This is a genomic window from Moraxella canis (assembly GCF_034424565.1).
GTDB classification, from domain to species: domain Bacteria; phylum Pseudomonadota; class Gammaproteobacteria; order Pseudomonadales; family Moraxellaceae; genus Moraxella; species Moraxella canis.
The window spans coordinates 1,843,975-1,856,060 of sequence record NZ_CP139961.1; the positions used below are offsets into that span (position 1 = coordinate 1,843,975).

Genomic DNA, 12,086 nt, shown 5'->3' on the forward strand with positions numbered 1-12,086 from the left:
TAAGCCAGATTTTGGGCGTCTATTCTAAATATCCTTTGGTGCTGGATGCTACCTTTGTGCCGACGCGCGCAGGGTGGTATCTGTGGATGGTCGCCATCTTTTTGGTGATACTCATCTGTTTGGCTGTTGGCTTATTGTGGTGGCAGTGGGTGATCTTAGGGGTGTTTGCTGGCGTATTGATCGGGTTTTATGCTTACCATCAGCGATCAGGCATCCGCCAGATGAGCAGCCGTCAAATCGATGGCATTTGGTTTTTATCGTTTCCTGTGCATTCACAGCAGTCAGCGGCTATCAAAGATGGCTCAAATGATGGTCAAGTGATCTATCAAGCCTATTTGCATCATATCCGCTGGGTGAATTTGGGGATAAGTTCAGCGGTGGTGATGGATTTTTATGCCATCAGCCCAAAAAAGCAGCCCGTGACGGTGATCATCTTTGATGATCAAACAGATTCACAGAATTTTTCGAAATTATCAGCACTGGCAAGACTTTACCAAAAATAGCACAAATGTTTACAAAAACACCGTACCTTGATGACTTGGATTTTGTTAAGATAAAACCGTTATTTAATGTTGTTGTTAAACAATGTTAAAAGTTATCACACACTGTTATCACAAAACAGATTATTAAGGATAAGGGAAATCGTATGAGCTTATTACAAAGTATTGTTGGAGAAGTCTTAAAAAATGCCGTACAGCCGCAGTCGCAAGCTCGGCAAGCGCCACAAAACTCGCAGCAAGGCGGACTGGGTGGTCTGCTTAGCGGCTTGACAGGCGCAGGTCAATCTAATGCCGCAAGTGCAGGCTTGGGTGGTCTGTTAGGTGGTGTGCTTGGTACCCAAATGGGGGGCAGACAAGCACAAGGCTCAGCGCTAGACTCTGTGCTAGGCGGTCTGTTGGGCGGTAATAAACAAAATACCAGTGCTGGCGATCTTGGTAATATCCTTGGCACAGTCTTAGGCGGCGGTAATGTCAAATCGGCTGGCATGAATAAAAGTGCGCTGTTGCTTGCTTTGTTGCCAGTTGTACTAGCATTTATCCAAAAAAACGGCGGTCTGTCAGGCGTGCTGGGTAAATTTTCTAACAGCGGCTTACAAAATAAAGCCCAGTCTTGGGTGAATATTGATACCAATAATGATGGCATTGATGCTGATGATATCGCCAGATTATTTGACAATCAAGAAATTGAACAAATTTGCAAGCAAACGGGCGCAAGCCAATCAGAAGTTTGCCAAGGCATCGCAGAGCTTTTGCCAAAAGTGGTGGATGATTTGACCCCCCAAGGCGATCTATCAAGCGAAAAAGAAGCCAATGATGAGATTGCTGAGTTGTTGGCAAAAATGAAAGCCGCTCAGTAGTCTGTGCTTAGCCATAAAAAACAGGTTTGAAGACCTGTTTTTTATGGCTTGTTTTTTAGATTCTGCCAACAGAAGTGTTTGACGAGACAAGCATTTTCATTCAAAATAGCGGTATCTTAGATATTGATTTTATTAGTGATGAGAAAATTATGGCAAACTTAGCGCTATTTGATTTGGATATGACTTTGATTAATGTGGATAGCGATCACAGTTGGGGGCAGTATATTGTCAAAAAAGGCTTGGTAGACCCCCAAGTCTATGCCGATGCTAATGATAAATTTTATCAAGATTATATCGCAGGCACGCTTGATGCTGTGGAATACAATGAATTTGTGGCGGCATTTTTGAGCACCCAAAGTATGACCGATCTGCAGGCTTATCGAGATGAGTATCTAAAGACTTGGATACGCCCAAATATGCGTCCAAAGGCGATTGATCAAATCGCCTCTCATCGCGCCCAAGGCGATACCGTCGTGGTGATCAGTGCGACCAATGATTTTGTGGTGGTGCCCATTGCTCAGTTATTTGGGGTGGATGATGAGCACACTTTGGCGACTCGTCTAGAAGTGGTGGATAATGCCTATACAGGTAAAGTTGCGGATAAGCCTAACTTTAAAGATGGTAAAATTTATCATCTAAAAAATCTTATCAGTCGTTTTGAATCTCAAGGTGTCACCTTTGATAAGCTCATCGCCTATTCTGACTCAAAAAACGACATTCCGCTATTAAGCTATGCTGATGAAGCCATCTGTGTAACGCCTGATGATATCCTAAGAGCACATGCCAAAGAAGAAGGGTGGCAGGTGGTGGATTGGTCGATGTGATTGATGTCATCAAGCAGCACGTCATCGAGCCATGATTTAGGTGCCATACTGTGCGTTTGGCATGGTAAAATCACACAAGATTTGTTATAATTTTTCGTTTCAATTTTGGTCATGCTACCGAATTATTTTCACTGGAGAGATCATGGAAATCGCCCAATATCAAGAACAGATCAAAGATTTAGCCGCCCGTGGGCAAGAGCTTCGGGGGTATCTTTGACGTCGAAACCAAAAAAGAGCGTCTTGAAGAAGTCAATTTAGAGCTAGAAAATCCTGACATCTGGAACAATCCTGAAGAAGCCACCAAAATCAGTAAAGAAAAATCCATGCTAGATGGGATTATCGGCGTGATTGAAGGGCTGGACACAAGCTTAGAAGATGCTGCTGCTATGCTTGAGCTGGCTGTTGAAGAAGGTGATGAAAGCCTGCTTAATGATGTGCAATCCGAGCTTGATGTAGCGCTTGCCAAGGTTGAAGACTTAGAATTTAAGCGCATGTTCAGTGGTGAGATGGACGCCAATAACTGCTATCTTGACATCCAAGCAGGCTCAGGTGGTACAGAAGCCCAAGACTGGTCACAGATGCTGCTTCGGATGTATCTTCGTTGGTGCGAAAGCCACGGCTTTAAGGCTGACGTGATGGAAGTGTCTGAAGGGGGTGTGGCAGGCATCAAATCAGCCACCATCGCGGTCAAAGGCGATTATGCTTTTGGTTGGCTGCGTACTGAGATTGGCGTGCATCGCTTGGTGCGTAAATCACCTTTTGATAGTAATAATGGTCGCCATACCTCGTTTGCTGCGGTTTTTGTGTCGCCTGAGATTGATGATAATGTGGAAATCGACATCAATCCTGCCGATTTACGCATTGATACGTATCGCTCAAGTGGTGCAGGTGGTCAGCACGTGAACACTACCGACTCTGCGGTACGCATCACCCATCAGCCGACAGGTGTGGTCGTTGCATGTCAAAATGAGCGCTCTCAGCACGCCAACAAAGACACCGCCATGAAGATGCTGCGTGCTAAGCTTTATGAGCTAGAAATGCAAAAACGCATGGAAAAACAGCAAGCGCTCGAAGACAGTAAATCCGATATCGGGTGGGGCAGTCAAATTCGCTCTTATGTCCTAGATGACTCACGCATCAAAGACTTGCGGACAGGCGTTGAGACATCGAATACCAGTGCGGTACTTGATGGCGATTTAGACAAATTCATCGAAGCCAGCCTAAAGGCAGGTCTATAACTCAAGCCTGAAGTATAAAAATATCGTCCTGATGGGCGATATTTTTTGGCTTTTAGATTGATAGTTTGACTCATTTTCAAAGATAATAAGGTGGTTAAAATTTGTCATCAAAACGAGCTTAAATCTTGAATAATCATGACAAATATTAGCCTAAGCTATTTATTTTATTTGTGGTTAGTGCTAAAATCTTGATAGCTTTTGCTATAAACAATTGTACACATCTATAAGGAGACAGTATGTCTATTGATCGTATTAAACACGCAGGTTTGCGCGAAAAAGTCATGAGTGCTGATGAGGCTGCCCAATTTGTTCAAAATGGCATGATGCTTGCCATCACAGGCTTTACGGGTGCAGGCTACCCAAAAGCTCTACCAACTGCCATCGCTAATAAGGCTAAAGCCGCCCATGAAAAAGGCGAAAAATTTACTGTCGGTATGGTGACAGGTGCTTCAACTGCGCCTGAGTGTGACGGCGTCCTAGCAGAAGCAAAAGCACTGCATTTTCGCTCGCCATTTCAGTCTGATCCAACCCTTCGTAATGGCATCAATGCAGGCGAGATCGCTTATCAAGATATGCATCTGTCGCATGTTGAGCAGCAAATGCGCCAAGGGTTTTATGGCAAATTTGATATCGCCATCGTTGAAGCGACCACCATCACTGAAAATGGCGAGCTGATCTTTGCGATGGGTATCGGTCACGGTGTCGAAGCGGTCAAAAATGCTGATAAACTGATCATTGAGATCAACGCTGCACTAAGCCCAGGTCTTGAGGGTATGCATGACATTTATGGTGATGTCGGCTTGCCACCACATCGTAAGCCAATTCCTATCGTCGGTGCATTTGATCGCGTTGGCACGCCTGGTTTGGCGATTGATCCAGATAAAGTGCTTGCCATCGTCATGACTGATTCAGGCGACCGTAACTCCAAGTTTGCTGAACCTGATGATGTCTCTAAGCGTATCGCCGCCCAAGTGATTGATTTTCTTGATCACGAAGTCAAAGCAGGTCGCCTGCCTAAGAGCCTACTGCCGCTACAGTCTGGTGTTGGTAACGTTGCTAACGCAGTCATGGCAGGTCTTTTGGATGCGCCATTTGATGACCTAGAAGGCTACACCGAAGTACTTCAAGACGGTATGCTTGATTTGATTCTGGCTAAGAAAATGAAAACTGCTTCTGCGACTGCCTTGTCGTTTAGCCCAGATGCATTGGCGCGTTTTAACGAAAACATCGAGTTCTTAAAAGATAAGATTATCTTGCGCCCAATGGAAATCAGCAACAACCCAGAAGTCATCCGCCGCCTAGGTGTGATCGGCATGAACTCAATGATCGAAGCTGATATCTATGGCAACGTCAATTCAACGCATGTCATGGGTACGCGTATGATGAACGGCATCGGCGGCTCTGGCGACTTTACGCGTAACGGTTTCTTTAGCTTTTATGTCAGCCCATCCACCGCTAAAGGCGGCGCGATTTCTGCGATCGTACCGATGGTGAGCCATCACGACCATACCGAGCATGATGTGATGTTCATTGTGACCGAGCAAGGTATGGCAGATTTGCGCGGTAAATCTCCAAAAGAGCGTGCTAAACTGATCATCGAGAACTGCTCACATCCAGATTATCGTGATATGTTGCGCGATTATTATGATCGTGCGTTGGTGGCAAGCCAAAAAGCAGGCGGCATCCACACGCCACATCTGCTACTAGAAGCGCTATCATGGCATCAGCGTTTTGTTGAGACAGGCGATATGCGTATCAAGTAATTGAGAGATCTTATAAAAACCGTCCAATCCGAACCGATTGGACGGTTTTTATATTGGGGTAAATTGTCATACTGCCATGCTAAAATACAATCAATATTTGATGGCAAACATTTTGCAAGATTACTTTTATGACTGATGAGTCAAAAGGGGGATTTGCATTGTGGGATGGCATTGGCTATTTTATTAGAGGAATTTTGTATATCAGTTTTAGACGCTCATATCGCGATGCTTTGATTGAGCTTATCAGCCGAGATTGGCTCAGTGAAGCAAAGGCTATTTGAGCGTTATTTATCATGAAGGAATGAACCATGCAGTATGTTGCCCCTATCCGTGATATCCAGTTTGTCATGCACGAGCTGTTAGACAGTCAAGCACACTATGGTAAACTGTCTGCTTATGCAGAGCTAGATGCAGATACAATTAATAGCTATGTTGAGGCGGCAGCTGATTTTGCGCAGTCGGTGATTGCACCTTTGAACCGTACGGGTGATATCGAAGGCTGTCAGTTTGATAATGGCGTCGTCACCACACCGACCGGCTTTAAAGAAGCATATGCGCAATACTGCGAGCTTGGTTTTCCTGCGATCAATGCCGAGCCTGAGTTTGGCGGACTGGGTTTACCAGTGTCGCTATCAAGCGCAGTCAGTGAGATTATGGGTACTGCCAACTGGTCATTTGCGATGTATCCAGGGCTGTCGCATGGCGCCATTCAAACCATCGAGCATCATGGCACAGAAGCCCAAAAAGCCACTTATCTAGAAAAAATGAATACAGGGGCATGGTCAGGCACCATGTGCTTGACTGAGTCACACGCAGGCTCTGACCTTGGCATCATCAAGACGCGCGCTGTGCCAAATGAAGACGGCAGCTATGCCATTACAGGTCAAAAAATCTTCATCTCAGCAGGTGAGCATGATTTGACTGAGAACATCATTCACATCGTGCTAGCTCGCCTGCCAGATGCACCAGCGGGCACTAAAGGCATTTCGTTATTTATCGTTCCAAAATTCATCGTTAATGATGATGGCTCAGTGGGCGAGCGTAATACAGTCAGCTGTGGCTCGATTGAGCATAAGATGGGGATCAAGGCATCGGCGACTTGTGTGATGAACTTTGATAATGCCAAAGGTTATCTGATTGGACCAAAAAATCGTGGTCTAAACGCCATGTTTACCTTTATGAATGTGGCACGCTTAGGCACTGCCATCCAAGGTTTGGCAGCGTCTGAGCTTGCTTTTCAAGGGTCACTGACTTATGCCAAAGAGCGTACCGCCATGCGTGCTTTATCAGGTGTCAAAGAGCCGAACAAGCCAGCAGATAGCATCATCCATCATCCAGCAGTGCGCAACATGCTACTTACCCAAAAAGCCTTTAGTGAAGGTGGTCGTGCACTGGTGTATTATCTGTCTCAATTTGCAGATACTGTCGCCAAAGGTGAAAATCCAAGCGAAGTGAAATTTGCTGATGAAATGTTGTCACTATTAACCCCAATCGCCAAAGCATTCTTGACCGAAACTGGTCTTGAGTCAGCGAATATGGGCGTACAAGTCTATGGCGGTCATGGCTACATCAGCGAATGGGGCATGGAGCAAAACCTGCGTGATACGCGCATTTCATGCTTGTACGAAGGCACGACCGAAATTCAAGCGTTGGACTTGCTTGGCAGAAAAGTACTTGGCTCACAAGGTCGCATGTTAGCGAACTTTACCAAGATCATTCATAAATTCTGCCAAGAAAATGCAGATAACGATGAAGTCGGTCAGATGATTACGACACTTGCCAAGCTTAATAAGCAGTGGAGCGATCTGACTTCGCGCATCGCAATGCAAAGCACGCTAAACCCTGAAGCTGTTGGCGCTGCTGCGGTTGATTATTTGTATTTTAGTGGCTATGTCACCTTGGGGTATCTGTGGGCGAGAACGGCTGTATTGGCAAAAGCCAAATTGGCAGAGCTTGATGGCGATCTTGACACCGACAAATCATTGCAAGGCGAATACGGCTTTTATGATGCCAAAGTCAAAACTGCCGAGTTTTATTTTGCCAAACTGATGCCGCGTCATTTGGTTCATGTGGCTCGCATTAATACTGGCTTTGATAGCCTAATGGCGATGGATGCTGAACAATTTGCCTTTTAATCCTGTCTAAGTTATAGTAAATGACAGCGTGATCTTTGGATTTAATGAGACTGTGCAAAGAAACTCTGAGCTTAAAGATTTTTTGGATGTTCTTTGACAGTCTTAATGAATTGATTTTATTTATATAATTTTTAACAATAAGGAAAGTCTATGGCGCTTCAATATACCGCTCCGCTTGATGAGATGCGTTTTACCCTAAAAGAAGTTTTCAAAGCCCCTGAATTTTGGTCAAATACAGATCAGCTGTCTCATGTCGATGAGCAAACGGTTGATATGATTCTTGATGAAATGGCGAAATTTGCCACAGAAGTGTTGTTACCATTAAATCAGTCGGGTGATGAAGAAGGTGCCAAATACCTAGGTGAGGGCAAAGTCGCTACGCCATCAGGCTTCCAAGAAGCCTTCCGTGCTTATGCCGATGCAGGCTGGATTGGCTTGGGTGGTGACCCAGAGTACGGCGGTCAAGGTATGCCAAAAATGGTGACCATGCTGATTGAGGAAATGCTATTTGCGACCAACCAATCATTTACCCTATATCCAATTTTGACAGTCGGGGCAACGCTAAGCTTATTGGCTACCGCAAGTGATGAGCAAAAAGCTCAATATCTTGAAAAGATGTATTCAGGTCAATGGGCAGGCACGATGTGCTTAACAGAAAGCCATTCAGGTACTGATTTGGGCATCATCAAAACGCGCGCTGTACCTAAGGAAGATGGTAGCTACGCCATTACTGGTACCAAAATTTTCATCACGGGCGGTGAGCACGATCTGACCGAAAATATTATTCATCTTGTGTTGGCTAAGACGCCAGATGCGCCAGCTGGCTCAAAGGGCATTTCTTTGTTTGCGGTGCCAAAGTTCTTGGTGAACAGTGATGGCTCATTGGGTGAGCGTAACGGTGTACAGGCAGGCTCAATTGAGCATAAAATGGGTATCAAGGCATCTGCGACTTGTGTGATGAATTTTGACAACGCCACAGGTTATTTGGTTGGTCCTGAAAATAAAGGCTTGGCGGCAATGTTTGTGATGATGAACTATGAGCGCGTGACCATGGGTCTTCAGGGTCTTGGCGCCAGTGTCTTGGCTTATCAAAATGCGGCAGCCTACGCTCAAGAACGTCTGCAAGGCCGCGCTGACGATGGTGTCAAATTTGCCGATAAAGCAGCCGATCCGATCATTAATTTTGGCGATGTTCGCCGTATGCTTTTGAATGCCAAAGCAAACAGTGTGGCAACGCGTACCTTTGCGATGTATGTGGCAAATAACTTGGACATTGCCAAATTCAGCGATGACGACACAGCGCGCCAAAATGCTAATGCCAAAGTGGCGCTATTAACGCCGATCACCAAGGCGTTTTTGACTGACAAAGCCTTTGAGGCGACGGTGGATTGTCAGCAAGTTTTTGGCGGTCATGGCTATATCAAAGAGTGGGGCATGGAGCAAATCGTTCGTGATGTACGTATCAGCCAAATTTATGAGGGTACGAATGGCATTCAGGCGCTTGACTTATTGGGTCGTAAGGTCGTCAAAGATGGCGGCGCGGCGATGTTTGCATTGCTTGAAGAAATTCAAGCTGCTGCCAGCGATTGCGATCATCAAATTGGCGCAGCCACGCTTAAAGCCACTGAGCGTGTTCGTGAGCTGACCACTGATCTGCTTGATAAAGCAGGCAATGATCCACACGCCATCAACGCCAGTGCCGTAGACTATCTACACGCAGCGGGCTATCTGTGCTATGCTTATATGTATGTGCTGATTGTCAAAGCAAGCGCAGGTAAGGATGGTGAGTTTTATGCTGAGCGTCAAAAGCTTGCGGACTACTTCACTGCCCGTGTTTTGCCTAAGCTATACGCTCATGCTGACATGGCGCAAGCAGGATCAAGTGCGATTATGGCATTTGATAATGAGTTCTTTGTGTAAATTATCAATAAAAATATCAAAGGATGGGCATGATTGCCTGTCCTTTTTTAAACTGTAATTTTATTATATGTTAGCGATTTGATTCATATCAGCTTTTTATTGATATTTGGGCAATGATATTATAGCTATGAAGAATAGCAACTATTTGAAAATCACAAGATTTTGATACAATTTATATCAAAAATTTAAAAGATGAAATTTGGTAAATGGATTTAAATGTGATACATTAACAATTATTTTTAATTTGCAGACCCATTTCTCACCCATATCTATCATCAACCCTTAAGAACTAAAAATAAATGAGCCGCCGCTAACACGGTCAGCATCTCATCACTTTGTGAGCGTTATTTTTGCCAGTGGAGTTTAATTGTGTTAGAAAACGACACGTCAAATCTTGAACAAATATTGCAGCGCATCGTCGTGCTACAAGAGTTGCCAGAGCCTGAAGCCTTAAAGCGCTTGATCGACGCTTTGCGCGTGACTGACGAAGATGAAGACAATGAAATTGTAGACGCCAAATTTGATGAGCTGATTGATTTATTATGCGATAACCCTGAATACGGATCGGGCTTAGCAGCTTTTATCTTAAGATTAATTAATAAATATCGTCAAATTACTCTATATACTGATACAGGTATTGCGTCAGATCAGAGTTTTTCAAGCAGTGTCTCGCGTTTAATTAGCCATCGATTTTTGCCGCTTTTACCCGAAGAAGATTCAGTGGTAGAGCTTGCTAATTATCTGTTTGATCGGCGTAATGATTGGAAGTGGGTGGAGTCTATCTCAGATGAGCGCTGGGATGCTTTGGTACAGCTGATTCGCCCAGCCGAAAAAGACCTAAGTTTGGTGGCTCAAGCCAAAAACAGTATCTTAAACGCCATCGTTGTCCTGTCTTATCGCATCAGCGGCATTGGTCTGCATCCTGAGCTGATGAATTTTTATCCTGAGCTGCTCAATTATTCAGCGGCATTTGTGGCACAAAATCAAGAAGCGGTACTATTCGTCAATCAGTATCGACAGGCGCATGAGTTGGATTTGATGACGGATGTGATGCCTGATCAGGACATTGATCCTGCCCCGTTGATGGTGATGGTGGAGCAATGTGAAGATATTGTCGATACACTAAGAAAGCGCGTGTACAAAACTGGCATCTCAATTCGTCTGACCAATATGTTGGCGCGCCTTGAGCAAAGTTTGCAGCGTATGCGGACTTTGGTTGAGCTGGTGAGTGATGCAGAGCATAAGCGTGATCAAGCGATCGTTGATCTGACGGTTGAGGTGGTGCAAACTGCCAAGACGCGTTATAGTTTTAGCTCACTGATTGAATCAAATACGCGCCTGTTATCGCGTAAAGTTACCGAAAATGCAGGGCGCGTTGGCGAGCACTATATCAGTACTGATAGAACTGGCTACCGTAAAATGTATAAAAAAGCAGCCATAGGCGGCTTATTTATCGGTTTTATGGCGACCCTAAAGACTTTGTCTTATCATTTGGCATTGGCGCCCATTGGACGCGCTTTTGTGAATAGCATGATTTATGGCTTGGGCTTTGTTTTTATCCATATTGCTAGGGGTACGGTTGCAACCAAGCAGCCAGCAATGACGGCGGCAGCGATCGCATCGACCATTTCTGGCTCATCAGGCAAAAAAACTCAGCAACTGGCCAAGCTGTCAGAACTGGTCGTTGATATTTTGCGAACGCAGTTTATCGCCATTTTGGGCAATATTTCGGTGGCGATGCCAGTGGCTTTATTAATTGCGCTGGCGTGGGGGTATTTTTATGATACACCGATGATCGATGGCGCGCAGGCGGCTTATCTGCTGCATGACCTAGACCCAATCCGCTCTTTGGCATTGCCTCATGCGGCAATCGCTGGCGTGTTTTTGTTTGTTTCTGGTTTGATTGCTGGCTATTATGATAATTTGGCGGCGTATAATAAAATCGGTGAACGCATACGCAGGCACTGGATGCTCGTCAGTGTGATGCCAAAGCGGTGGCTAGATAAGATGGGTAGTTTTGTGGAAGCCAACCTTGGTGCTATCATGGGTAACTTTATCTTTGGCTGTTTTTTGGGTAGTACAGCAACAGTGGGCTATATGCTTGGACTGCCTTTAGATATTCGCCATATTGCTTTTGCTTCTGCCAACTTTGTGCATGGACTGTATTACCTATCGCCTGAGCACTTGACTTGGCAGGTTGCGCTCTTGTCTTTTATTGGCGTGCTGCTGATCGGTTTGGTGAACCTTTTGGTGAGCTTTTCGCTTGCCTTGATGGTTGCACTGCGCTCAAAAGAAGTGAAATTCACAGAATGGAAGCAGCTTTATAAGATGGTTACCAATCATTTTATCACGCGCCCCCTGGACTTTTTTTGGCCGCGTAAACAAACGGTCAAATACGCCAAGATTAATAGCTTGGGCGAGATTATTTTTGAGGAAACCGCAGACGAAAAAGCCAATCGCATTTTTGCTGATTCGATTGTCCGCCGTTTAGGACGCAATAAACCTAAAGAAGAGTCAAAAGCCCAAGCGCCTGATGACATCCGAGAGGCGATCGAGGCTTATCATAATGATGAACTTGACGAATCAGGTAATCTGGTGAATAAATCATCTGATGATAATGATGATGGTATCAATTCTTTACCAAAGCCTTCAACGCCGCCCAATTTACCAGGCTGATCATCAAAGTATTGTTTCAACTATCACTGCCTTTGGGTTTTATCTTGATCTTAAAAAAACTTTGCTTCTGGCAAAGTTTTTTTTGGAGGGATGGTGATGAGTCTTCTCGCTGACCCAAAGGCGCGGATAAATAAAAAACCTGCCGATGATATCAGCAGGTTTGATTTGAGATT

9 protein-coding genes are annotated in these 12,086 nt (G+C 44.9%); all 9 read left to right on the plus strand.

What is annotated here, in order from left to right; all coding sequences use genetic code 11:
• Positions 1-11 precede the first annotated feature (11 nt).
• The 9 genes from U0021_RS08425 to U0021_RS08465 all read left to right on the plus strand — a co-directional run bounded on the left by U0021_RS08425 (position 12) and on the right by U0021_RS08465 (position 11,913).
• Positions 12-503 (plus strand): hypothetical protein, encoded by a 492-nt coding sequence (locus tag U0021_RS08425; RefSeq protein WP_227538716.1) that lies wholly within the window; start codon positions 12-14, stop codon positions 501-503.
• Positions 504-646: 143 nt separating this feature from the next.
• Complete coding sequence (locus tag U0021_RS08430; RefSeq protein WP_114800677.1) at positions 647-1,357, plus strand: YidB family protein; 711 nt, start codon at positions 647-649, stop codon at positions 1,355-1,357.
• Between the two features lie 149 nt (positions 1,358-1,506).
• On the plus strand, positions 1,507-2,181 hold the full coding sequence (locus U0021_RS08435) for an HAD family hydrolase (protein ID WP_114800694.1): 675 nt from the start codon (positions 1,507-1,509) through the stop codon (positions 2,179-2,181).
• Positions 2,182-2,323: 142 nt separating this feature from the next.
• A protein-coding gene (prfB, locus tag U0021_RS08440) for a peptide chain release factor 2 (RefSeq protein WP_114800678.1) occupies positions 2,324-3,419 on the plus strand; the annotation gives its coding sequence in 2 pieces (ribosomal slippage) (positions 2,324-2,395 and positions 2,397-3,419; 1,095 coding nt in all).
• Between the two features lie 236 nt (positions 3,420-3,655).
• On the plus strand, positions 3,656-5,182 hold the full coding sequence (locus U0021_RS08445) for an acetyl-CoA hydrolase/transferase family protein (protein ID WP_114800679.1): 1,527 nt from the start codon (positions 3,656-3,658) through the stop codon (positions 5,180-5,182).
• A 128-nt stretch (positions 5,183-5,310) separates the two neighbouring features.
• Positions 5,311-5,463: a hypothetical protein gene (locus U0021_RS08450; protein ID WP_162816812.1), complete on the plus strand. Its 153-nt coding sequence runs from the start codon at positions 5,311-5,313 to the stop codon at positions 5,461-5,463.
• 27 nt (positions 5,464-5,490) lie between these two features.
• Positions 5,491-7,317: an acyl-CoA dehydrogenase C-terminal domain-containing protein gene (locus tag U0021_RS08455; protein ID WP_078255116.1), complete on the plus strand. Its 1,827-nt coding sequence runs from the start codon at positions 5,491-5,493 to the stop codon at positions 7,315-7,317.
• A 150-nt stretch (positions 7,318-7,467) separates the two neighbouring features.
• Positions 7,468-9,237, plus strand: a complete 1,770-nt coding sequence (locus U0021_RS08460; RefSeq protein ID WP_114800680.1) for an acyl-CoA dehydrogenase C-terminal domain-containing protein — start codon at positions 7,468-7,470, stop codon at positions 9,235-9,237.
• A gap of 369 nt (positions 9,238-9,606) precedes the next feature.
• Positions 9,607-11,913: a site-specific recombinase gene (locus tag U0021_RS08465; RefSeq protein WP_407666560.1), complete on the plus strand. Its 2,307-nt coding sequence runs from the start codon at positions 9,607-9,609 to the stop codon at positions 11,911-11,913.
• Positions 11,914-12,086 lie beyond the last annotated feature (173 nt).